The sequence below is a fragment of the Streptomyces sp. NPDC101166 genome (genome assembly GCF_044768125.1).
Lineage (GTDB): Bacteria > Actinomycetota > Actinomycetes > Streptomycetales > Streptomycetaceae > Streptomyces.
Map to the genome: position 1 here is coordinate 54,613 of NZ_JBIWPF010000017.1, position 21,631 is coordinate 76,243.

Here is a 21,631-nt window from a genome sequence, read left to right on the forward strand (position 1 = left end):
AGCCGGCCGCCACGTTTGAGGGGTGGGCGAGCGGGCTAGGTTGAGGCGTATGGCTTCCACGGCTTCCCCGCACGACGTCGCTGCTCAGGGTGCTCAGGTGCTGGTCGCGTCCAACCGCGGCCCGGTCTCCTACACGGTCCGCGAGGACGGCTCGCTGCAGACCAAACGGGGCGGCGGCGGCCTGGTGTCGGGCCTGTCGGCCATCGGCCCGGAGGCGGGCGCCCTGTGGGTCTGCTCGGCACTGTCCGACGACGACCGCGAGGCGGTACGGCGCGGGGTCGGCGAGGACGGCGTGCGGATGCTGGACATCCCCGCCGACGTGCACGCCGACGCGTACAACGGCATCGCCAACTCCGTGCTCTGGTTCGTCCACCACCTGCTCTACCAGACCCCGCTGGAGCCGGTGTTCGACGCCGAGTTCCGGCGCCGGTGGGCGTCGTACGAGACGTACAACCGCGCCTTCGCCGAGGCGCTCGCCGAGGAGGCGGCGCCGGGCGCGGCCGTCCTCGTGCAGGACTACCACCTGTGCCTGGTCCCCGGAATGCTCCGCGAACTCCGCCCCGACCTGCGCATCGGCCACTTCTCGCACACGCCGTGGGCGCCCGTGGACTACTTCGGCCTGCTGCCCGCCGACGTCCGACAGCAGCTGCTGCGGGGCATGCTCGGCGCGGACCGGCTCGGCTTCCTCACCCGCCGCTGGGCGGACGCCTTCACCGCGTGCTGCGAGGAGTTCACCGGCGGCCTCGACGGGACCGAGATCGGCGTGCACGGGCTCGGCGCGGACGCCGACTTCCTGCGCGCCCGCTCCCACGAGCCGGACGTCGACGAGCGCATGGCGGCGTTGCGCGAGGAGATCGGCGCCGCGCCCGACGGCGGCGCCCGCCGGACCATCGTCCGCGTCGACCGCACCGAGCTGTCGAAGAACATCGTGCGCGGCCTGCTCGCCTACCGGCAGCTCCTCGACGACCGCCCGGAGTGGCGCGAACGCGTCGTCCACGTCGCCTTCGCCTATCCCTCCCGCCAGGACCTCGCCGTCTACCGCGACTACACCGCCGAGGTGCAGCGGGTCGCCCAAGAGATCAACGAGTCGTACGGCACCCCCGGCTGGACCCCGGTCGTCCTGCACGTCAAGGACGACTTCGCCCGCTCCCTCGCCGCCTACCGCCTCGCGGACGTGGCCCTGGTCAACCCCATCCGGGACGGCATGAACCTCGTCGCCAAGGAGGTGCCGGTCGTCTCCGACGAGGGCTGCGTGCTGGTCCTGTCCCGGGAGGCGGGCGCGTACGCGGAACTCGGCGACGACGCGATCGTGGTGAACCCCTACGACGTGCTGGAGACCGCCCGCGCCCTGCACGAGGCGCTCACCACGTCGCCGCAGGAGCGGGCGGAGCAGACCAAGAGGCTGACGGCGGCCGCGACCGCGCTGCCCCCGGCCCAGTGGTTCCTGGACCAGTTGCAGGCGCTGCGGGGCGTTCAGCCCAGCTGAGCCGCGAGCGCGCGCAGCAGCCGTACGACGCCTGCCGGGCCGTCGACGACGAGGTCCGCGCGCTCGGAGAGCTCGGTGACCTCGGCGCTGCCGCTGGCCACGAGCAGGCCGGGCACCCCGTCGGAGCGGAGCTCGTCCACGGCGGCGAAGGCGGGGAGGTCGCCGAGGTCGTCGCCGGCGTACAGGACGCACTCGGCGCCGATCTCCCGCATGTACTCGGTCAGGGCGACGCCCTTGTCCACGCCGGGCGGCCGCAGCTCCAGGACCATGCGGCCCGGCTCGACGATCAGCCCGTGCCGGGCGGCGAGATCGGCGAGGGGCCCCCGCAGCGCCTCGAAGGCGGCCTGCGGGTCCTCGGCGCGCCGGGTGTGCACGGCGACGGCCCGGCCCTTCTCCTCCACCCACGTCCCGTGCCACGACCCGGCCGCCTCCAGCACGTCCGGCAGTTCGGCGCGGGCGGCGGCGACGCCGGGGTGGGGATCGGGGGCGCTGACGGTGTCGGTGCGGGCGTCCCAGCGTTCGGCGCCGTAGTGCCCGAGCACCACCAGCCGGTCCAGGCCCGGCACTCCGGCGAAGCCGCCGTTGCGCACGGCCACGGCGGGCGGCCGGCCGGTGACGACCGCGACGGAGGCGACCTTCGGGGCGAGCGCCGCGAGCGCGGGGACGGCGTCGGGATGCGCCCGGGCGTCGTCGGGGTTCTCGACGATGGGGGCGAGGGTGCCGTCGAAGTCGAGGGCGACGAGGGTGGCGCCGGGGCGCGCGAGGATCGCCTCCAGCGCTTCCCGGCCGCGGGGGGTCGTGGGGGTGGGGAGTTGGGTGCCCATACGGTGAGGTTATCCGCGGGCGCCGACGTCATCACAGCCTGTCCGGCGTTTGAGGACGAGGCCCGTTCAGGGCCGACAGAGGGTCTGGGGGCGTAGCCCCCGGGGTGCGAGGATGCGCATGCGCTCTCCGAATCGGCGCACCTCCGCACCTCCCCCGGAGGGAATCTCAGCGGTCCCCCCGGCGGGCCTCCCGGACGCGGCGGAGGCGGTTGACCGTCACCGGGTCATGGGACAGGGCACGCGGGTCGTCCAGGAGGGCGTTGAGGAGCTGGTAGTAGCGCACCGGGGACAGCTCCAGCTCCTCACGGATCACCCGCTCCTTCGCGCCGGGCCCGGAGAACCCGCGCCGTTCCAGGGCGAGGATGTCCCGCTCCCTCGCCCCCAGTTCCCGCGCCTCAGGCCGTTCCATGCCCTGCACGGTAGTCGAACCGGCTCAGCCCGTGGAGTTCTCCGCGGTCGTCGCCGCCGTCTGGAGTTCGCTCAGGACGCCGGAGGGGTTGCCGTTCGCCGTGACGGCGGAGCCGATCCGCTGCTTGATGTCGGCGCTGACCGTCGCCCACGAGGTCCGCCCGACGGGGTAGGCCTCGGAGACCGGCAGCATCTCCAGGAAGGGCCGCAGGTCCGCGTCCTCGGGGGCGTTGGTCATGGTCTGGGAGGCGGAGTTGGTGACCGGCAGCAGGTCGTACTCGCGGGAGAAGGCGAGCACGTTGTCCTCGTCGTAGACGAAGTCGAGGAAGTCGCCGATCTGCTCGGCGTGCCCGTTCTGCTTGAAGGCGGTCATCCAGTCGGCGACGCCGAGGGAGGTCTTGCTCGGGCCGTCGGCGCCCGGCATGGCCACCATGCCGAACTGCACGCCCTTCTTCTTCGCCGCCTTCATCAGCGAGGGATGCCCGTTGAGCATCCCGACCTGGCCGGCGGCGAACGCCGAGAACGCGGCGGCCCGGTTCAGCTTGCCCGGCGCGACCGGCCCGGTCAGGCCCTTGCCGACCAGCTTGTCCTTCAGCCAGGTGACGGTCTCGACGTTCTCGGCGGAGTCGAAGTTGTAGCCGGTGGCGCTCGGGGTGTAGCCGCCTCCGCCGCTGAGCAGCCACTGCAGGGTCTCGGCCTGCGCCTCCTCGGGGCCCAGCGGCAGCGCGTAGGGGTACTTCACGCCCTCCTCCTTGAGCGCCTCGGCGTCGTCGGCGAGCTCGGCCCAGGTGGTCGGCGGGGTGATGCCGGCCTTGGCGAAGAGGGTCTTGTTGTAGAAGAGCAGCCGCGTGGAGGAGGCGAACGGCATGCCGTACTGGACGCCGCGCATCTCGCCCGCGTCGGCGAGCTGGGGGACGAAGTCGGCCTGGACGGGGATGGAGAGCACGTCGCCCGCCTTGTAGAGCAGGTCGGCGGCGGCGTAGTCGGAGTAGGAGCCGATCTGCGCCATGTCGGGCGCGTCACCGGCCTTGACCATCGCCTTGACCTTGGCGTCGACGTCGTTCCAGGAGTACACGCTGACGTCGACGGTGACGCCGGGGTGCTCGGCCTCGTAGGCCTGGACGAGCTTGTCCCAGTACTTCTTCGAGGTGTTGGCGCCGTTGTCGCCGTAGTCGGCGGCCACCAGTCTCAGCGTGACGTCGTCGGAGCCGCCGACCCCGCAGCCGGCGAGGACCGCCGTCATCCCGAGGGCGGTCGTCACCGCGATCGTCCCCGACTTCACTGCCCGCAGCCGCACTGCCCGTCTCCGCTCCCCTGAGGGCCGTCGCCTCTCTGGGGCTCCGGCCGACGGCCGGCAGGTGAACACCGGCCGGTCCCTCACGAATGAATGTTCCGACCAATTAAACCGCTATCCGGACTCAGGTCTACTCCACAGTGGACTAGACCTCTTGAGGTCGGTCGGTCCACACTGTTCCCCGTGAGACATGTCATCGCCCTCGACGTGGGCGGCACCGGGATGAAGGCCGCGCTGGTCGGCGCGGACGGCACGCTGCTGCACCGCGCCCGCCGGGCCACCGGCCGCGAACGCGGACCCGACGCCGTGGTCGCCGGCGTCCGCGACTTCGCCGTCGCACTGCGCGCCCACGGCGTCGAGCACCTCGGCGAACCCGCGGCCGCGGCCGGCGTCGTCGTGCCGGGCATCGTCGACGAGGCCCGCGGCACCGCCGTCTACGCCGCCAACCTCGGCTGGCGTGACGTCCCGCTGCGCGAACTGGTCGGCGCCGACCTGGGCGTTCCGGTCGCCCTCGGCCACGACGTGCGCACCGGCGGGCTCGCCGAGGGCCGCGTCGGCGCGGGCCGGGACGCCGACCGGTTCCTGTTCGTGGCGCTGGGCACCGGCATCGCCGGCGCCATCGGCCTGGACGGCCGGGTGGAGGCCGGCGCGCACGGCTTCGCGGGCGAGATCGGTCACATCGTCGTACGGCCCGGCGGGACGCCCTGCCCCTGCGGGCAGCGCGGCTGCCTGGAGCGGTACGCGTCCGCCGCGGCGGTGAGCCAGGCATGGGCCGCGGCCTGCGGGAACCCGGAGGCCGACGCGGCGGACTGCGCGAAGGCCGTCACGTCCGGCGACCCGAACGCCGCCCGGATCTGGCAGGACGCCGTGGACGCCCTGGCCGACGGCCTGGTCACCGCGCTCACCCTGCTGGACCCCCGCACGCTCGTCATCGGTGGCGGGCTCGCCGAGGCGGGGGAAACCTTGTTCACACCGCTGAGGGACGCCGTCCGGCGGCGGCTCACCTTCCAGAAAACGCCGACGATCGCCCCCGCGGCCCTGGGCGACACCGCCGGATGCCTGGGAGCGGGACTCCTGGCCTGGGATCTCCTGACGACGACCGACGGTACGGAGGTAACGCCCTGATGCTCACCCCCCCAGGGGCGCGGGACAGCGCCGACATGCGGCTCCGCCGCGGGGCACGACACACCACGACGCGGCCGCAGCCCGCAGGCGGCCGAAGCGCGAAGGTGCTCACCGGCGCCCGGATCGTGCTGCCCACCGGCACGGTCCCGGACGGAAGCGTCACCGTCGCCGGCACCCGCATTTCCGCCACGACTCCGGCAGACGCCCAGCTCATCGACGTGAAGGGCCACTGGCTGATCCCCGGCTTCGTCGACCTCCACAACCACGGCGGCGGCGGAGCCTCCTTCTCCGGGTCGGCGGACGACGTGCGGAAAGCCATCCACACCCACCGCCTGCACGGCACCACCACCCTCGTCGCCTCCACCGTCACCGACGACATGGACGTCCTGGTCCGGCAGGCCGGCCTGCTGTCCGAGCTGGCCGAGCAGGGCGACCTGGCCGGCATCCACTTCGAGGGCCCGTTCATCTCGCCGTGCCGCAAGGGCGCGCACTCCGAACGGCTGCTGCGCGACCCCCACCCGGCCGAGGTGCGCAAGCTGGTCGACGCGGCCCGAGGCCAGGCGAAGATGGTCACCCTGGCCAGCGAACTGCCCGGCGGCATCGACTCCGTACGGCTGCTGACGGACCTCGGCGTGATCGCCGCCGTCGGCCACACCGACGCCACCTACGAGCAGACCGTGGAGGCCATCGAGGCGGGCGCCACGGTCGCCACCCACCTCTTCAACGCGATGCCCGCCCTCGGCCACCGCTCCCCCGGCCCGATCGCCGCCCTCCTCGCGGACGAACGGGTCACCGTCGAGCTCATCAACGACGGCGTCCATCTGCATCCGGCCGCACTGGAGCTGGCGTTCCGTCACGCCGGACCGCACCGGGTGGCGTTCATCACCGACGCCATGGACGCGGCCGGCTTCGGCGACGGCCGCTACGACCTCGGCCCGCTCGCGGTGGACGTCGTCGACGGCGTCGCCCGGCTGGTCGAGGGCGGCTCGATCGCGGGCTCCACCCTCACCCTGGACCGCGCCTTCAAACGGGCGGTGACGGTCGACCGCATCCCGGTCGAGGACGCCGTCACGGCCCTGTCCGCGACCCCGGCCCGGCTGCTCGGCATGGCCGACACCGTGGGCTCCCTGGAACCCGGCAAGGACGCCGACCTGGTCATCCTCGACGAGAACTTCGACCTCAAGGGCGTGATGCGCAAGGGGGATTGGGTGGTGGATCCCCAACTGGGCTGAAACGTCCGCCCGTACGCGAACGACGGCCGACCCTGGGACTGGGCCGGCCGTCGTCTCTTTGGCATGATCGTGCCTCCGGAAACGGAGAACCCGCTTCCACGGAAGCGGAATCCGCACAAGTCACAGCACGCGAACGGACGGCGAACAGCCGGCCCTCGGGGGAGGTCGGACCAGGTGATCCTCACCGTCACGCTGAACACCGCTCTCGACGTCACCTATCGCGTCCCGGCGCTGCGCCCCCACAGCGCGCACCGGGTGACCCAGGTGACGGAACGGCCCGGCGGCCGGGGACTCGACGTGGCGCGCGTCCTGGCCGCGCTCGGCCACGAGGCGACCGTCACCGGTTTCGCGGGCGGCGCCACCGGCCGGGTCGTGCGGGAGCGCCTGACCGGCGTCACCGACGCGCTCGTACCGATATCGGGCTCCACCCGCCGCACGATCGCCGTCGTCGACGCCCGCACCGGCGACACCACCCGCCTCGACGAGCCCGGCCCCCTCGTCACGCCCGCCGAGTGGTCCGCCTTCCTCCAGGCGTACGAGGAGCTGCTGGCCCGCGCGGACGCGGTCGCCCTGTGCGGGAGCCTGCCGCCGGGGGTGCCCGTGGGCGCGTACGCGGGCCTGGTGCGTCTCGCGCGCGCCGCCGGGGTTCCCGTGCTGCTGGACACCGGAGGGGAGCCGCTGCGCCGCGCGGTCGCCGCCCGCCCCGATCTGATCGCGCCGAACGGCGATGAACTGGCCGAATTGACCGGCTCTCACGAGCCGTTGCGGGCCACCCAGGACGCCCGTCGGCGCGGCGCCCGTTCCGTGGTGGCCTCACTGGGCGCCCAGGGCCTGGTCGCGGCGACTCCTGAGGGCCACTGGCGGGCCGTGCCGCCCACCCGGCCGCGCGGCGACCTGACCGGCGCCGGCGGCTTCATCACCGCCGGACTGCTGTCCGGCCTGGCCGACCGCCTTTCCTGGCCGGAGACCCTGTCCCGCGCGGTCGCCCTGTCCGCGGCGACGGTTCTTCCTCCGGCGACCGGAGAGTTCGACCCGGCCGCCTACGAGGACCTGCTCGGCCGGGTCGCGGTGACCGGCGAGGTCAACGCGGCCTGAGCGCCGGCCCTACTTCTTGACCTGACCCTTCTTCAGCCACAACTGGTCGAGAAGGACATTGCACTTGTCGCCGTTCTCGCAGGAGATGGTGAAGGTGTTGGTGCCCTTGGTGAGGGTGGGCCAGGTGTAGGTGGTCGTCCAGCCCTTCTCGAGGTCGCCCTCCTTGGCGTGCGTGAAGTTGCCGAGGTTGACCTTGTTGCCGAAAGGCTTGCCGTTGACGGTGAGCGTCATCTCCTGGTCCGCGCCGGTCACGTTGAACCGGGTGAACAGCGTGTAGTCGCCCTCCGACGGGATGCCGTCGACGGTCCAGGTGACGGAGTTGCCGACCTGGTTGAGGTTGCCCACGTAGGTGCCGCCGTCGGACTGTGCGCCCTTGACGTCGGAGGCCAGTGCGGCGGCGCCGCCGAGCCGCAGGGCCTTGGCGTCGACCGTCGGCAGTTCGGCCTCCTGGGAGGGCTCGCCGCTGCCGGACGGGCTGGGGGAGGCGCTCGCCGACGCCGCGGGGCCGGCAGAGGCCGCGGTGTCGTCCTTCTTGTCGCCGTCGGAGTCGCCCTTCGACATGGCCACCGCGATGCCGACCACGACCGCGGCGACCACCGCGACCGCGCCGATCAGCAGGCCCTTGGTGTTGGGGCCGCGGCCCCGACCGCCGCCGGCCGGCGCCTGCTGCCGGGTGCCGGTGGGCACGGCCCCGCCGCCGGGGAGGGTCTCGGGGGCGGCGTAGTGAGAGTTCGGCTGGCTGTAGGCGCCCTGCTGCGGCACCGTCGCCTGCCCGTACTGCGCGGTCGACTGCTGCTGCGGCTGGCCGTACTTGCGCTCGCCGACGGCACGCACACGGCTGACCGAGTTCGGGTAACCGTAGCCCCCGGAGGGCGGCTGAGCTCCGTTGGCCTGACCGTCGGCGTAGAGGTAGCCGAACGGGTCGTCGTCCTCGGGCGTGCTCGCGCCGTTGTTGCCGGGCGTCATCCCTTCGTTCTCCTCAACAAGTGCGGGGCGGATGCGGTCCGCGGGCGGAGTTCTTCATTCCGTTCGATGCGCGGACCGATTCGTGCGGAGAACAGCGAGCCTACCCCCATCCCACCCTCCAAACGGGTGACTCGGGTCGCATCAACTCCACGACCGGTCCGCTGACCTGGGTGTCAGCCCGCCCGTCTGTGCTGTTTGGGACGAGATCGTTTCTCGACGTACATGCGCTCGTCGGCCGACTTCAGGACCTCGTCGGCGGTCATCCCGCAGTGCGCCCAGCCGATGCCGAAGCTGGCGCCCACGCGGACGGCGCGGCCCTCGGCGCGGATCGGCTGGATGATCTCGTTGCGCAGGCGTACGGCGAGGTCCTGGGCGTCGGCCCGGCCGAGCCCGTCGGCCAGTATCACGAACTCGTCGCCGCCGAGCCGGGCGACGGTGTCGCCGTCACGGACCCCGCGCGAGAGCCGCCGGGCGACCTCGATGAGGACCGCGTCGCCTGCGTTGTGCCCGAACCGGTCGTTGATCGACTTGAAGCCGTCGAGGTCGCAGAAGAGCACCGCGAGGCCCTTGGAGCCGTCGTCGCGGGCACTCTCCTCGGGGGCGACGGTGTGCACGTGGTGGTCGTAGGCGTCGTACGCCTCGGCGCCGGCCGGCAGGTAGTCGAAACCGTGGCCGTGGGCGTCGAAGGCGGGGTGGCCGTAGGCGCTGTCCACGGTGTCCACGGCGTCCGTCGTGCCCGGGGCGTCGAGGGCGGCGGGGCCGGCGGACTGGGGGCGCCGGCAGAGCCGGGAGGAGAGGCGGGAGCGCAGTTCGGCGGAGTTCGGCAGGCCGGTGAGGGAGTCATGGGAGGCGCGGTGGGCGAGCTGGAGTTCGCGGCGCTTGCGTTCCTCTATGTCCTCGACGTGGGTGAGGAGGAAGCGGGGGCCGTCGGCGGCGTCGGCGACCACGGAGTTGCGCAGCGAGACCCACACGTACGTGCCGTCACGGCGGCCGAGGCGGAGCTCGGCGCGGCCGCCCTCGGCGGACGTGCGCAGCAGGGTGCCTATGTCCTCGGGGTGGACCAGGTCGGAGAAGGAGTAGCGGCGCATCGCGGAGGCGGGGCGGCCCAGCAGCCGGCACAGGGCGTCGTTGGTGCGCAGGATCCGGCCGTGCTGGTCGCCGCCCATCTCGGCGATGGCCATGCCGGAGGGGGCGTACTCGAAGGCCTGGCGGAAGGATTCCTCACTGGCGCGCAGGGCCTGCTGCTCGCGTCCGAGCCTGACCAGCGCCCGCTGCATATTCGCGCGTAGACGTGCGTTGCTGAGGGCTATCGCTGCCTGGAACGCGTACATCTGGAGCGCTTCACGGCCCCATGCGCCGGGCCGGCGGCCGTTGCGCGGCCGGTCCACGGAGAGCACGCCGATCAGTTCGCCGCAGGAGCCGCCGCCGGGCGCGGCGGGCGTGTACATCGGCGCGAAGAGCCGGTCGGAGGGGTGCCACTCGTCCTCGAAGCGGGGGTCGGGGCCGTCGGTGTACCACTGCGGGACGTCGTCGTCGTCGAGGATCCAGCCCTCGGTGTGGGGTATGAAGACCAGGTCTCCCCAGGTCTCGCCCATGGTCAGGCGGCGCTCCCAGGACTCGCGTGAGCCGACCCGGCCGGTGATGAGGGCCTCGGCGGCGGGGTTGCCCGAGAAGGCGGCCACGACCAGGTCGCCGTCGGGGCGCACGAGGTTGACGCACGCCAGCTCGTAGCCCAGTGCGGTGACCACGCCGTCGGCGACGGTCTGCAGTGTGTCGGCCATGCTTCGTGCCGTGTTCATGTCGGCCATGACCTGGTGCAGCTGTCGCAGGGACGCAAGGCGGACATACGGCTCCGACTCGGTCTCCATGCTTCGCCCTCCCCCCGAGACTTCGCAGCGAATCAAGGGTTGTCTTCGGCGTGACGTCGTTGCTGTCGTCGCTGTCGTTTCTGTTTCGATCCGCGCGCGGGTCACGTGTCCCGTGTGTGTCGCGCTGCGTCGACGTTGTGCCCGTCTTCAGTAACGCCTCTGCCACTGAATCACAGCGCGCTGCCCACTCGGTACACAGGGTCAACAATTCAGGCCCCTTGTGACTCAAGTCACATAAGAACGTGAACATTTGAGTGATGATTCTGCGTTTTTCCTGTGTCATTCCTGAGCGCATGACGCAGTGTGCCGCAGAGCCTACGGGAATCGGTCCCCGGACCTACGACCGCTCTCGGGCGGAGGTCCGATGCGGGGCGGCCCGGGCGGACACTAGCGTGCGGGACGTGCCTTCCCCCATGCCTCCAGAACTGCTCCCGCCCCACCCCCCGCCGGCTCACCCCGTCCCGGCCGCCCCGCCGGCCGCCGGGCATGCTGTGGGGGTGAGCGACGACGAGTTCCGCACCGCCCTGTCCCGGCTCGCCGGCGGGGTGGTCCTGGTGACCGCGCAGGAGCCGCCGCTGGACCCGGACGACCCGCTGGCCCCGCAGGGCGAGTACGCCGGCATGACGGCCACCGCGTTCCTGTCCGTGTCCCTGGACCCCCCGCTGGTCCTGGTCAGCCTGCGCACGGGCTCCCGCATGGACGACGTGCTCGACGAACAGCCCCTGTGGGCGGTGTCCGTCCTCGCGGAGAGCCAGCGGCACATCGCCGGCCGCTTCGCGATGAAGGGACGCCTCAGCGACCGCCTCCTCTTCGAGGACATCCCGTACGTCCCCGGCGAGGCCACCGGCGCGCCCCTGGTGGGCGGCGCGCTGTCCACGCTGGAGTGCCGCACCGAGCAGCGAGTGACGGCGGGCGACCACACCCTGGTGATCGGACGCGTGCTGAGCGCGCGGGTGCCGAGCGCCGAGGGCGGTCCGCTGCTCTATTTCAAGGGCCGTTACCGGCAGTTGGGCTGACGCGGACTGAACGGTAATTCAGTGGCCCATCGCGGATCGCCGCCTTAACGTGCCCGGATGACGACCCCCGCCACCCCGGCCGGCCCTTCTCGTTCCGTGGTTTCCCCCACACTCGAGGAAATCACCCCCGCGAATGTGGAAGCCGCGCTCGCCATTCAGGTCCGCCCGGAGCAGGAATTCGCGGTGACCCCCGTCGCGAAGTCCCTCGCCGAGGCGTACGTGCACCAGGACGTCGCCTGGCCGCGATTGATCGTGGACGCCGGCCGGCCCGTCGGCTTCCTGATGGCCTTCTTCGACATCGACTGGAAGCAGGACGGCGGCAGCATCATCCGCTCCGGCCTGTGGCGGCTGAACATCGCCGCCGCCGAACAGGGCCGCGGCTACGGCCGCTTCGCCGTCGAGTCCGTCGCCGCCGAGATCCGCCGCCGAGGCGGCCGCCGTCTGTACGTCACCTGGCACCCCGGCGCCCACGGCCCCGAGCGCTTCTACCTGAACCTGGGTTTCGAGGACACGGGCGAGAAGAGCGAGGGGGAGACGGTGGGGGTGCTGGAACTGGACTGAGAGCGGCCTCACGGGCCGGCGCTTCCCCCGGTCGCTTCGAGGCAGGCCGCTCAGGTCAGGTCAGGACCAGTCGCGGCTGGTCCTGCCGCGCTTGGTCTCCGAGCGTTGCTTCTTCTCACGCAGACGGCGCTCGTTGATGCCCCGCGGGATGCGGGTCGGGCGGCGCGGCTTGGGCGGGGGCGCGGTCGCCTCGGCGAGCAGGGCCGTGAGGCGCACCAGGGCGGCCTCACGGTTGCGCCACTGCGAGCGGTGCTCGGAGGAGCGGACGCTGACGACCCCGTCGACGAGCCGACCGGCCAGCCGCTCCAGGGCCCGCGCCTTCCACACCTCGGGCAGCGCCTCGGTGGACGCGAGGTCGAAGCGCAGCTCCACCTGCGAGTCGCTGGTGTTGACGTGCTGGCCACCCGGCCCCGACGACCGCGAGAAACGCCACATGAGCTCGGCCTCGGGCAGTGAGACGGAGCCGCGGATGCTGAGTCGCCCGGGGGTCGGACCCCCGGGCCCCCGAGAGGAACCGGACATGACGTCCATGTTCCCGTCTGTGACCGGTCCACGTCACCCGAATATCCGACGGAGTCCCCCTGAGGGCTGTCCCGCAGGCCACCTGTGAGGCCATCCGTGTGACCGTCCGCGGAACCGTCGGTAAAGAAAGTAAAGACACGGGAACCTTGGGCATCCCGCACGGCGTTCATAGGGGTAGCTGTAGCTTCGTGGCTCACGAAGCCTCTACGCAACGAGGGAAAGGACTCCCATGGCTGTAAGCCTGTCCAAGGGTGGCAACGTCTCGCTCACCAAGGAGGCTCCGGGCCTGACCGCCGTCACCGTGGGCCTCGGCTGGGACGTCCGCACCACCACCGGCACGGACTTCGACCTCGACGCCTCCGCGATCGCGGTCAACCCCCAGGGCAAGGTCTACTCGGACGCCCACTTCGTCTTCTTCAACAACAAGCAGACCCCGGACAACTCCATCGTCCACACCGGTGACAACCGCACCGGCGAAGGCGCCGGCGACGACGAGGCGATCAACGTCAACCTGGCGGCCCTCCCGGCCGACATCGACAAGATCGTCTTCCCGGTCTCCATCTACGACGCGGAGAACCGCTCGCAGAACTTCGGCCAGGTCCGCAACGCCTACATCCGCATCGTCAACCAGGCCGGCGGCGCGGAAGTCGCCCGCTACGACCTCTCGGAGGACGCGGCCACCGAGACGGCCATGGTCTTCGGCGAGCTGTACCGCAACGGCGCGGAGTGGAAGTTCCGCGCGGTCGGCCAGGGCTACGCCTCGGGCCTGGTCGGCATCGCCCAGGACTTCGGCGTCAACGTCTGACCCGACGCCTCACGGCACCCTCGTGCCACGCCTGAGCGAGCGTCATGCCTCGCGGAGCCCCCGGCCCAAGAAGGCCGGGGGCTCCGGCGTCCCCGGCGACACGCCGCCCGCGTGATCCTCACCCCCTGGGGGCGAGACCCCGTCACGCCCGCTCCGGCTTGCCCTCCCCGTACAGCCAGTCCCGCCAGACCGCGGTGAAGTCCTTGTCCGGCGCCTGCTTCTCCACGTAGGCCGTGAACTGCTCCGTCGTGGCGTTGCCGTGACGGTGGGCGGCGGTCCACCCCTGGACCAGATCGAAGAAGGCGTCGTCGCCCACGGTCTGCCGGATCTTGTGGATCACCATCGCGCCGCGCTGGTAGACCGGCCCCTCCGCCGAGATGTCCTCGGCCTCCGGCGGCACCGCCGGCGGGAAAGACCACAAGTCCTCGTGAATCTCCTCGCCGTCGTCGTACATCGCCTGGAAGCTCTGCTGGGCGGTAGGACCGCCCTCGTCCTCGGCCCACAGCCACTCCGCGTAGGTGGCGAAACCCTCGTTGAGCCACATGTCCCGCCAGGTCCGCGGCGTGACGGAGTCACCGAACCACTGATGGGCGATCTCATGGACGAGCAGCGAGGCAACGGGCGGGCCGGGGAACACAGGACGGTTCTGCGTCTCCAGGGCGTACTTGACGTCCCCCGGACGGTCGACGATCGCACCGGCGGAGGAGAAGGGATACGGCCCGAAGTTGAACGCCGCCCACTCCAGCACCTCCGGCAGCCGGGCGAGCGCCTCGCGGCCACGGGCGGCCTGGGTCGAGTCGACGGCGACGTACAGCGGCGGCCCGTCACCGGCGGCGGGCCGGCTGATGTCATACCGGCCGATGGCGACCGTGGCGAGATAGCTCGCCATCGGCTCGGCGACGTGCCAGGAGAAGGCGGTACGCCCACCCGCGGTCCGCTCACCCCTCAGCTCACCGTTGGAGACGGCGGTGAGCCCCTCGGGCACGGTCACGGTGATGTCGTACGACGCCTTGTCGGAAGGGTGATGGTTGCCCGGGAACCACGCCATGGAGCCGGTCGGCTCGCCCAGCGCCAAAGCGCCGTCGGCGGTACGCAGCCAGCCCTCCTTCGACCCGTCGGGATCGGTGATCGTGACCGGACGGCCCCCGTAGCGCACGGAGGTCTCGAACGTCGCGCCCTCGGCGAGCCGGGCGGACGGACGGACGGTCACCTCCTGGCCCTCCTGGTCGAAGGACGCCTCCTTCCCTCCGACGGTGACCCGCTCGACCTCCAGCCCCTTCAGATCGAGATGGAACCCGTCCAGGGCCCGGGTGGCCCGGGCCGTGATCCGGGCGGTGCCGGCCAGTCGGCGGGTCGCGGGATCGTAGGCCAGGTCCAAGGCGTAGTGCGTGACGTCGTAACCGCCGTTGCCGGACTTCGGGAAGTACGGGTCCCCCACCCCCGAAGAGCCTTCGACATCGCCCCGCCCCTCTCCCTCGCACGCGCCCAGACATAACGCGAGCACCGGAACGAGAACCCCCACAGCAGCGGCCCGGACAAGCCGCACGGATCGGTACATGCCGGCGATCCTACGTGCAGCAGTTCGACCGGGCGCCTGATCGCGCCCACCGCATGACACCATCGCCTACGTGCTCGACATCGGCTACGCCCTCTCCAACCGGTTCCCCGACCCACCGCAGACCGACTACCGCCGCGCGGACGTCCGGGCACTGCGGCACGACCTGTTCTGCGGAGACGTCTACCTCGCCGACACCAAGACGGACCGCGAACTGTCCACAGCCTGGGGATGGGTGCCCGTACTGGACTTCGCATGGGCCCTGTGCGACATCGTCGAGCACCTCGACCGCGACCCGGCGGGCTCCCGCGCCTCCCGCCCCCAGCACGCGGAACTGGACTTCACCGAGTCCACCGACCGCATGCTCTTCGAACGCCGCTTCGGCTGGGTGGACGTCGAAGCCGACTGGATGCCGGCCGAAGAACCCCCACTGACCTTCCCCCACGCCGAACTCCGCCGCGAAGCCCGCGACTTCCTGCACGACCTGATCGCCGACCTCACCGACCTCCACGAAGACCTCGCCGACAACCCCGCGATCTGGACCCTCCAAGCACGCTTCCCCCGCGTCAGCTGACCCGCGCCGCCTTCAGTCCTCCACCCTGATCCCCAGCTCCGCGGCCAACGCCGGTGCCAGATCAAGCAGCTGGGCCGTACTGATCACCGCACCCGACAGCCGGTCGAGACCACCCGCGAGACCCAGCTCCGCCGCGCCCCTGAGGTCCACGTCCGTCAAGGCCGCGGCGGTGAAATCAGCGGCCTTCAGCGCGCAGTCCACGAACTCCACCCGCTCCAGCCGCGCGCCCCCGAAATCGGGCTCCACCAGCACACAGCCCTCGAACACCACATCCCGCAGCCGCGCCTGCCGCAGATTCAGATAATCGATCTTGCCGCCGCGCACCAGCACCCGCTCCAGAACCGCCCCGTGCAACTGGACGCCGCCGAGCCGCGCGTCGACGATCTCGACGTCCCGCAACGTCGCCTCGGCCAGCTCCGTGCCCACACCCCGCACCCCGGTGAGCACCGAGTCGAGGAAACGGGCGTGATGCAGCCGCGTCCCGTCCAACGCGCACTCTCTCAGCGCACAGTCCATGAAACGCGCCCCCGCGCCGTCCTGCCCGGCGAGATCCGCCCCCGCGAACTCCAACCCGTCGTAATCGCCGTCAGGCTCCACCTCCCCTCCCCCGTACGGCTCCAACGCCCCCGGCAGCCGCACTTCCGGCCGCCGGGCACCCTTCACCCCGCTCCTGCCGGCCCCACGCCCCGCACCGGCCCCGCCGACACCCGTCCTCGCCATGCACCCATCCTGCACCCCACCACTGACAAACGCCCCGACCAGCATAAACACCGCGATGTCACAAAGCACGACCCCGAACCGGTCGTATCCGAGAAGCCCCCGGCACACCTCACGCAAGGAGAGTCCATGCACCGCATCACCGTCATCGGCGGCGGCCTAGCCGGCCTCACCGCCGCCATCGCCGCCGCCGAAGCGGGCGCCGAAGTCACCCTCCACGAAGCCCACCACACCCTCGGCGGACGGGCCAGAACCGCAGACGCCCCCTACCGGAGGAACGAGGGCCCCCACGCCCTCTACAAAGGCGGCCCCCACTGGACCTGGCTCGCCCGACGCGACCTCATCGGCCCCCTCGCACCCCTCCCACCCCTGGAAGCCACCCGCCTCCGCCTCCGCCACCACGGCGCCCTCCGCCGCACACCGCCCCTCGCGATGCTGAAACTGCTCCACCGCGCCACCCGCCACCACGCCCCCGTGGACACCGACTTCCTCACCTGGGCGACCGAACTGGCCGGCGAGGACGGCGCCCGCGCCGCCGCCCACTACAGCGCCGTCGCCCTCTTCCACCACGACCCCGGCGCCCTGTCCGCCGCCTTCGTCCACGAGCGCCTGCGCCGCGCCACCAGGCTCCCGCCCGAAGCGCACTACCCGCGCGGCGGCTGGAGCACCCTCGTCGACCGGATGGCCACCCACGCCTGGAACCTCGGCGTCCGCCTGGAGACCCTGTCCCGCGTCGACACCCTGCCCGAGGACTCCCCCGTGATCGTCGCCACCTCCCTCGACGCCGCCCGCCGACTGCTGAAAGACGACTCCCTCACCTGGCCGAGCGGCCGCACCACACTGATCGACCTCGCCCTCCACCCCCTCCCCCGCCCCCGCTCGATCGGCGGACCCCCCAAGGGCGACGCCTTCGCCGTCTCCGACCTGGACGCACCCGGATGGATCGAACGATTCACCGCCCAGGACCACACCCTCGCCCCGGCCGGGGAACAACTGATCCAAGGCCAGATCCCGATCGCCCCGCACCAGACCAAAGCCGACGGCGTCACCCGCGCCGAACAACTCCTCGACCTCGGCTTCCCCGACTGGCGCGAACGCCTCACCTGGCGACGCGAGGCGGTCGCCACCGCCCGCACAGGCGCCGTCGACCCACCCGGCACCAGCTGGCGCGACCGCCCGGCCATCGACCGCGGCGACGACGTCTACCTGGCCGGCGACCAGGTGGCCTCACCAGGCCTGCTCTGCGAAGTCTCCTTCACCAGCGCCCTCACCGCCGTCTCCCTCGCCCTCGGCCGCACCTGCCTCGACCGCGAACACACCTGAGGCCGAAGAACGGGACGGACCACCACGGCGGGACACGCACGAGAGGCCCCTGACACACCGGCACGGCGCCCCGACCGCGGCAAGACCGGCACCGCGACCACCGGCCACAGGAGCCACAGGCGTCCGCCGGACCGCACGCCACCGCCGGAAGAGCCACGCACACCCCCGAGCGGCCCCGCCCCGCATGCGCCCCCACCCCAGCCGTGATCTTCTGGCCAGGTGATCGTCCACCGGGCAGGTGAGCCCGCGCCGGCCCCCGTCCCCGCCCCCGAGCCCAGCCCTGACCCCACCCCGGACCCCCGCCGCTGGTGGGCCCTGGTGGTCATCGCGCTCGCACAACTCATGGTCGTCCTCGACGCGACGATCGTGAACATCGCGCTCCCCTCCGCACAACGCGACCTCGGCATGGCCGACGGCAACCGCCAGTGGGTCATCACCGCCTACTCACTGGCCTTCGGCGGCCTCCTCCTCCTCGGCGGCCGCATCGCCGACCTCATCGGCCGCAAACGCACCTTCGTCCTCGGCCTCGTCGGCTTCGCACTCGCCTCCGTCTTCGGCGGCGCCGCCACCGGCCCCGGCATGCTGTTCGCCGCCCGCGCCCTCCAAGGCGCCTTCGCCGCCGTCCTCGCCCCCTCCGCGCTCAGCCTCCTCACCACCACCTTCACCGACCCGGAAGAACGCGCCAAAGCGTTCGGCACCTACGGCACACTCTCCGCCAGCGGCGCAGCCATCGGCTTCATCGTCGGCGGACTGCTCACCGAATACCTGAACTGGCGCTGGTGCCTCTACGTCAACGTCCCCGTCGCCATCGCCGCCGTCTCCATCGCCCTCACCGTCCTGCGCGACCGCCCCGGCCCCACCGCCGCCCGCCTCGACGTACCCGGCGTACTCCTCGGCTGCGGCGGCCTCATCTCCATCGTCTACGCCGTCAGCGAAGCCGAACCACGCGGCTGGACCGACCCACTCGTGCCCACCCTGCTCGCGACCGGGATCGCGCTCCTGACGGTGTTCGTCTGGTGGCAGACCCGCGCACCCGTACCCCTGCTGCCCCTGCACGTCGTCCGGGACCGCAACCGCGCCGGCTGCTTCCTCACCATGGCCCTCGCCGTCGTGGGCATGTTCGGCATGTTCCTCTTCATGACGTACTACCTCCAGGTGATCCTCGAGTACTCCCCTGTGCAGACAGGACTCGCGTTCCTCCCCCTCACCGCCTCCATCGTCACCGGCTCCACCCAGATCTCCGCCCGACTCATCAACCGCGTCCCACCACGCATGCTCATGGCCCCCGGCATGACCCTCGCGGCCGGCGGCATGCTCGTCCTCACCCGCATGACCGTGGACAGCACCTACGCCACACAGATCCTGCCCGCGCTCGTCCTCATGGGCCTCGGCATGGGCCTCACCTTCATGCCCGTCTTCTCCACAGCCACCGCCGGCGTCGACCCGCAGGACGCCGGGGTGACGTCGGCCACCGTCAACACCTCGCAGCAGGTAGGCGGTTCGATCGGCACGACGCTGCTCAACACCATCGCGACCACCAGCGGAACGGCCTACGTCAGCGCCCACCTCACCGGCCACGCCGACCGCGCGCGCATCGCCGCGGAAGCCACCGTGCACGGCTACACCGTCGCCATCTGGTGGGCCGCAGCGATCATGCTCACCGCCGCCGTCGTGGCAGGCCTGATGGTCACCGGCAGACCGACCCGCCACCACACCTCGGCGGAACGACCGGCCGTCCCCGAGTCGATCGCCTGACCCCCACTCCGGGCGAAAACCGGGTGATACGACACCCCCGCGGCCGTACCGTCCCGAGAATGATCGACGTTCCCCACGCACTGGCGACAGCACAGGCCGAAGCCAACGGCGAGGCGGGACGCGCGTTCATCGCCGCGCTGCCCACGCTCGCCGCGCACTTCCTCGAACGCTGGAACCTGACCGTCGACGGCACTCCGATGCACGGCCGATGCGCCCTGGTCCTGCCCGTCACCTCCACCATGGACGGCACATGCGCCGCCCTCAAACTCCAGCTGCTCGACGAGGAGAGCACAGGCGAACCGGTCGCCCTGCGGATCTGGGCCGGCGAACGGGCCGTACGACTCCTGCGGCACGACGGTCCCACCGGCACCCTGCTCCTGGAACGCCTCGACCCCGCCCGCATGCTGACCCACGTCCCCGACCCCCACGAAGCGGTCCTCGTCATCGCCCGCCTGCTGGCCGACCTGACCGCCGTCCCCACACCCGCCGGCATGCGCCGCCTGGGCGACATCGCGGCACGCATGCTGGAACGCGCCCCGCAGGCCCTGGCCCGCGTCGAGGACCCGGCCGCCCGCCGACCGCTCGCCGACTGCGCCGCCGCACTGCGGGAGGTCGTCGACGAACCCGGCGACCGACTCCTGCACTGGGACCTCCACGACGGGAACGTCCTCGCCGCCGACCGCGCCCCCTGGCTCGCCATCGACCCCAAACCCCTCGCCGGCGACCCCGGCTTCGACCTCTGGCCCGCCCTCGCCAACCGCTTCGACGCGGCCGACGTCCGCTGGCGCTTCGACGCGATGACCGACGTCCTGTCCCTGGACCGCGCCCGGGCCCGCGCCTGGACCCTGGCCCGCATCCTCCAGAACGCCCTGTGGGACATCGAGAACGGTGACCGCCCCACCGCGCAGCACCTGGAGATCGCCCGCCGCCTGACCGAGGGCCGCACATGAGGGAGGAGACGGTCATGACGTCGCCCCGCACATGGAGAAGCCCAGGTCACACACTGCTTGACCTGGGCTGTAGAGCCGCCTGTCGGAATCGAACCGACGACCTGGAGCTTACAAGGCAACCGCTCTGCCAACTGAGCTAAGGCGGCACAACGCGTTACAACGCCACACGTGAAGGCGGGACCACTTTACACAGACGCCCCTTCGCCCAGCCACGGAGATGCTGTCCGGAGGACCGGCCGGGCGGTCCGGTGCCGGACGTCCTCGAAAAGTTCCGCGAAGTTCACAGGCCCGTAAGTGCTGACAGAGCGGCGGCGGCCGGGTACGGTCCTGAGCCAGTTCACTCCGGTGGACTACACCAACCGCCTTCCTACAACGGATCGTCCGGCACGTTCCTGCCGGTAGAAGGGGGCCTTCGAGCCATGGCCACTGTCACTTTCGACAAGGCGACCCGGATCTACCCGGGTTCCACCAAGCCCGCCGTCGACGCACTCGACATCGCGATCGAGGACGGCGAGTTCCTCGTCCTGGTCGGCCCGTCGGGTTGCGGCAAGTCCACCTCGCTCCGGATGCTCGCGGGGCTCGAGGACGTCAACGGCGGCGCGATCCGCATCGGTGACCGCGACGTCACGCACCTGCCGCCGAAGGACCGGGACATCGCCATGGTGTTCCAGAACTACGCGCTCTACCCGCACATGACCGTCGCCGACAACATGGGCTTCGCGCTCAAGATCGCCGGCGTCAACAAGGCGGAGATCCGGCAGAAGGTCGAGGAGGCCGCGAAGATCCTCGACCTCACCGAGTACCTGGACCGCAAGCCGAAGGCCCTCTCCGGCGGTCAGCGCCAGCGTGTCGCGATGGGCCGCGCCATCGTGCGCGAGCCGCAGGTCTTCCTCATGGACGAGCCGCTGTCCAACCTGGACGCCAAGCTCCGTGTCTCCACGCGTACGCAGATCGCCTCGCTGCAGCGCCGTCTCGGCATCACCACCGTCTACGTCACCCACGACCAGGTCGAGGCCATGACGATGGGCGACCGTGTGGCCGTCCTCAAGGACGGTCTGCTCCAGCAGGTCGACACCCCGCGCAACATGTACGACCGTCCCGCGAACCTCTTCGTGGCCGGCTTCATCGGCTCGCCGGCGATGAACCTCGTCGAGGTGCCGATCGCCGACGGCGGCGTGAAGTTCGGCAACTCGGTCGTGCCGGTCCAGCGTGACGCGATCTCGGCGACCACCGACAAGACGGTCACCGTCGGCGTCCGCCCCGAGCACTTCGACGTCGCCGGCGCGGAGTCCGACCTGGGCCTCGCGGTCACCGTGAACGTGGTCGAGGAGCTGGGCGCCGACGCGTACGTCTACGGCACCGCCAAGCTCAGCGGCGACGACTCCAAGGACCTCGTCGTCCGTGTCAGCGGCCGTGACGTCCCGGAGAAGGGCAGCACGCTGCACGTCGTCCCGCGCGCGGGCGAGACCCACGTGTTCTCCACTTCGACGGGCGAGCGTCTCTCCGACTGACGCCGGAGAGTCCCCCACCTTCATGAGAAGGGCCCCGCGGCTGC

20 protein-coding genes and 1 tRNA gene are annotated in these 21,631 nt (G+C 71.6%); 12 read left to right on the forward strand and 9 right to left on the reverse strand.

Features of this window, described 5'->3' with window-relative positions:
• Positions 1–49: 49 nt before the first annotated feature.
• Positions 50–1,486, forward strand: coding sequence for a trehalose-6-phosphate synthase (locus tag ACIRS4_RS27410; RefSeq protein ID WP_404201045.1), 1,437 nt, complete (start codon positions 50–52; stop codon positions 1,484–1,486).
• On the opposite strand, the gene otsB is transcribed toward ACIRS4_RS27410, so the two are convergent.
• The 3 genes from otsB to ACIRS4_RS27425 all read right to left on the reverse strand — a co-directional run bounded on the left by otsB (position 1,474) and on the right by ACIRS4_RS27425 (position 3,961).
• Positions 1,474–2,310, reverse strand: coding sequence for a trehalose-phosphatase (otsB, locus tag ACIRS4_RS27415; protein WP_404201047.1), 837 nt, complete (start codon positions 2,308–2,310; stop codon positions 1,474–1,476). The two genes, ACIRS4_RS27410 and otsB, sit on opposite strands and share 13 nt — an antisense overlap.
• Before the next feature lie 166 nt (positions 2,311–2,476).
• Positions 2,477–2,719 carry a DUF3263 domain-containing protein gene (locus ACIRS4_RS27420; protein WP_404201049.1) on the reverse strand — a complete coding sequence of 81 codons (243 nt, stop codon included), beginning with the start codon at positions 2,717–2,719 and terminating at the stop codon, positions 2,477–2,479.
• Between the two features lie 24 nt (positions 2,720–2,743).
• Complete coding sequence (locus ACIRS4_RS27425) at positions 2,744–3,961, reverse strand: extracellular solute-binding protein (protein ID WP_404201227.1); 1,218 nt, start codon at positions 3,959–3,961, stop codon at positions 2,744–2,746.
• A 234-nt stretch (positions 3,962–4,195) separates the two neighbouring features.
• On the opposite strand from ACIRS4_RS27425, the gene ACIRS4_RS27430 reads away from it, so the two are divergent.
• From ACIRS4_RS27430 to ACIRS4_RS27440, 3 genes are all read left to right on the forward strand, one after another.
• Positions 4,196–5,137: an ROK family protein gene (locus tag ACIRS4_RS27430; protein ID WP_404201051.1), complete on the forward strand. Its 942-nt coding sequence runs from the start codon at positions 4,196–4,198 to the stop codon at positions 5,135–5,137.
• Entirely contained in the window at positions 5,137–6,369 is a 1,233-nt protein-coding gene (nagA, locus tag ACIRS4_RS27435; protein WP_404201053.1) for an N-acetylglucosamine-6-phosphate deacetylase, read from the forward strand. The genes ACIRS4_RS27430 and nagA overlap by 1 nt, the downstream gene beginning before the upstream one ends.
• Positions 6,370–6,543: 174 nt before the next feature.
• Complete coding sequence (locus ACIRS4_RS27440; RefSeq protein ID WP_404201055.1) at positions 6,544–7,464, forward strand: 1-phosphofructokinase family hexose kinase; 921 nt, start codon at positions 6,544–6,546, stop codon at positions 7,462–7,464.
• A gap of 9 nt (positions 7,465–7,473) precedes the next feature.
• Here the strand turns inward: ACIRS4_RS27440 and ACIRS4_RS27445 are convergent, their stop codons facing one another.
• The gene (locus tag ACIRS4_RS27445) at positions 7,474–8,430 is read right to left on the reverse strand and encodes a carbohydrate-binding protein (RefSeq protein WP_404201057.1); all 957 of its coding nucleotides are present in this window, start codon (positions 8,428–8,430) and stop codon (positions 7,474–7,476) included.
• A gap of 173 nt (positions 8,431–8,603) precedes the next feature.
• Positions 8,604–10,298 (reverse strand): diguanylate cyclase CdgB, encoded by a 1,695-nt coding sequence (cdgB, locus tag ACIRS4_RS27450; protein WP_404201059.1) that lies wholly within the window; start codon positions 10,296–10,298, stop codon positions 8,604–8,606.
• A gap of 497 nt (positions 10,299–10,795) precedes the next feature.
• Between cdgB and ACIRS4_RS27455 the strand changes: the two genes are divergently transcribed.
• A complete protein-coding gene (locus ACIRS4_RS27455; RefSeq protein WP_404201061.1) occupies positions 10,796–11,314 on the forward strand; it encodes a flavin reductase family protein in 519 nt (172 codons plus the stop codon).
• Between the two features lie 57 nt (positions 11,315–11,371).
• The gene (locus ACIRS4_RS27460) at positions 11,372–11,875 is read left to right on the forward strand and encodes a GNAT family N-acetyltransferase (protein WP_404201063.1); all 504 of its coding nucleotides are present in this window, start codon (positions 11,372–11,374) and stop codon (positions 11,873–11,875) included.
• Positions 11,876–11,935: 60 nt separating this feature from the next.
• Here ACIRS4_RS27460 and arfB read toward each other — a convergent pair whose 3' ends face one another.
• Complete coding sequence (gene arfB, locus ACIRS4_RS27465; protein ID WP_404201065.1) at positions 11,936–12,406, reverse strand: alternative ribosome rescue aminoacyl-tRNA hydrolase ArfB; 471 nt, start codon at positions 12,404–12,406, stop codon at positions 11,936–11,938.
• A gap of 220 nt (positions 12,407–12,626) precedes the next feature.
• Here arfB and ACIRS4_RS27470 point away from each other — a divergent pair, with 220 nt between their 5' ends.
• Positions 12,627–13,202 carry a TerD family protein gene (locus tag ACIRS4_RS27470; RefSeq protein ID WP_130441939.1) on the forward strand — a complete coding sequence of 192 codons (576 nt, stop codon included), beginning with the start codon at positions 12,627–12,629 and terminating at the stop codon, positions 13,200–13,202.
• Between the two features lie 142 nt (positions 13,203–13,344).
• Here the strand turns inward: ACIRS4_RS27470 and ACIRS4_RS27475 are convergent, their stop codons facing one another.
• Positions 13,345–14,760 carry a M1 family metallopeptidase gene (locus ACIRS4_RS27475; protein ID WP_404201067.1) on the reverse strand — a complete coding sequence of 472 codons (1,416 nt, stop codon included), beginning with the start codon at positions 14,758–14,760 and terminating at the stop codon, positions 13,345–13,347.
• A gap of 70 nt (positions 14,761–14,830) precedes the next feature.
• Between ACIRS4_RS27475 and ACIRS4_RS27480 the strand changes: the two genes are divergently transcribed.
• Positions 14,831–15,331: a hypothetical protein gene (locus ACIRS4_RS27480; RefSeq protein WP_404201069.1), complete on the forward strand. Its 501-nt coding sequence runs from the start codon at positions 14,831–14,833 to the stop codon at positions 15,329–15,331.
• Positions 15,332–15,343: 12 nt separating this feature from the next.
• Here the strand turns inward: ACIRS4_RS27480 and ACIRS4_RS27485 are convergent, their stop codons facing one another.
• Entirely contained in the window at positions 15,344–16,051 is a 708-nt protein-coding gene (locus ACIRS4_RS27485; protein WP_404201071.1) for a pentapeptide repeat-containing protein, read from the reverse strand.
• Positions 16,052–16,177: 126 nt separating this feature from the next.
• Here ACIRS4_RS27485 and ACIRS4_RS27490 point away from each other — a divergent pair, with 126 nt between their 5' ends.
• From ACIRS4_RS27490 to ACIRS4_RS27500, 3 genes are all read left to right on the forward strand, one after another.
• Positions 16,178–17,371: an NAD(P)-binding protein gene (locus ACIRS4_RS27490; RefSeq protein ID WP_404201073.1), complete on the forward strand. Its 1,194-nt coding sequence runs from the start codon at positions 16,178–16,180 to the stop codon at positions 17,369–17,371.
• A 342-nt stretch (positions 17,372–17,713) separates the two neighbouring features.
• The gene (locus ACIRS4_RS27495; RefSeq protein ID WP_404201229.1) at positions 17,714–19,126 is read left to right on the forward strand and encodes an MFS transporter; all 1,413 of its coding nucleotides are present in this window, start codon (positions 17,714–17,716) and stop codon (positions 19,124–19,126) included.
• Positions 19,127–19,185: 59 nt separating this feature from the next.
• Positions 19,186–20,076, forward strand: coding sequence for an aminoglycoside phosphotransferase family protein (locus ACIRS4_RS27500; protein ID WP_404201075.1), 891 nt, complete (start codon positions 19,186–19,188; stop codon positions 20,074–20,076).
• Positions 20,077–20,149: 73 nt separating this feature from the next.
• On the opposite strand, the gene ACIRS4_RS27505 is transcribed toward ACIRS4_RS27500, so the two are convergent.
• A tRNA-Thr gene (locus ACIRS4_RS27505) sits at positions 20,150–20,222 on the reverse strand.
• A 273-nt stretch (positions 20,223–20,495) separates the two neighbouring features.
• Here ACIRS4_RS27505 and ACIRS4_RS27510 point away from each other — a divergent pair.
• Entirely contained in the window at positions 20,496–21,587 is a 1,092-nt protein-coding gene (locus tag ACIRS4_RS27510; RefSeq protein ID WP_404201077.1) for an ABC transporter ATP-binding protein, read from the forward strand.
• Positions 21,588–21,631: the final 44 nt, after the last annotated feature.

Excerpts from the sequence above, each read along its gene's own strand:
- cdgB (WP_404201059.1), bottom strand. The coding sequence starts at position 10,298 with ATGGAGACCGAGTCGGAGCCGTATGTCCGCCTTGCGTCCCTGCGACAG.
- ACIRS4_RS27495 (WP_404201229.1), top strand. The coding sequence starts at position 17,714 with ATGGTCGTCCTCGACGCGACGATCGTGAACATCGCGCTCCCCTCCGCA.
- ACIRS4_RS27475 (WP_404201067.1), bottom strand. The coding sequence starts at position 14,760 with ATGTACCGATCCGTGCGGCTTGTCCGGGCCGCTGCTGTGGGGGTTCTC.
- ACIRS4_RS27460 (WP_404201063.1), top strand. The coding sequence starts at position 11,372 with ATGACGACCCCCGCCACCCCGGCCGGCCCTTCTCGTTCCGTGGTTTCC.
- otsB (WP_404201047.1), bottom strand. The coding sequence starts at position 2,310 with ATGGGCACCCAACTCCCCACCCCCACGACCCCCCGCGGCCGGGAAGCG.
- ACIRS4_RS27510 (WP_404201077.1), top strand. The coding sequence starts at position 20,496 with ATGGCCACTGTCACTTTCGACAAGGCGACCCGGATCTACCCGGGTTCC.
- ACIRS4_RS27445 (WP_404201057.1), bottom strand. The coding sequence starts at position 8,430 with ATGACGCCCGGCAACAACGGCGCGAGCACGCCCGAGGACGACGACCCG.
- ACIRS4_RS27490 (WP_404201073.1), top strand. The coding sequence starts at position 16,178 with ATGCACCGCATCACCGTCATCGGCGGCGGCCTAGCCGGCCTCACCGCC.
- arfB (WP_404201065.1), bottom strand. The coding sequence starts at position 12,406 with ATGGACGTCATGTCCGGTTCCTCTCGGGGGCCCGGGGGTCCGACCCCC.
- ACIRS4_RS27470 (WP_130441939.1), top strand. The coding sequence starts at position 12,627 with ATGGCTGTAAGCCTGTCCAAGGGTGGCAACGTCTCGCTCACCAAGGAG.
- nagA (WP_404201053.1), top strand. The coding sequence starts at position 5,137 with ATGCTCACCCCCCCAGGGGCGCGGGACAGCGCCGACATGCGGCTCCGC.
- ACIRS4_RS27410 (WP_404201045.1), top strand. The coding sequence starts at position 50 with ATGGCTTCCACGGCTTCCCCGCACGACGTCGCTGCTCAGGGTGCTCAG.
- ACIRS4_RS27420 (WP_404201049.1), bottom strand. The coding sequence starts at position 2,719 with ATGGAACGGCCTGAGGCGCGGGAACTGGGGGCGAGGGAGCGGGACATC.
- ACIRS4_RS27500 (WP_404201075.1), top strand. The coding sequence starts at position 19,186 with ATGATCGACGTTCCCCACGCACTGGCGACAGCACAGGCCGAAGCCAAC.
- ACIRS4_RS27425 (WP_404201227.1), bottom strand. The coding sequence starts at position 3,961 with ATGACGGCGGTCCTCGCCGGCTGCGGGGTCGGCGGCTCCGACGACGTC.
- ACIRS4_RS27485 (WP_404201071.1), bottom strand. The coding sequence starts at position 16,051 with ATGGCGAGGACGGGTGTCGGCGGGGCCGGTGCGGGGCGTGGGGCCGGC.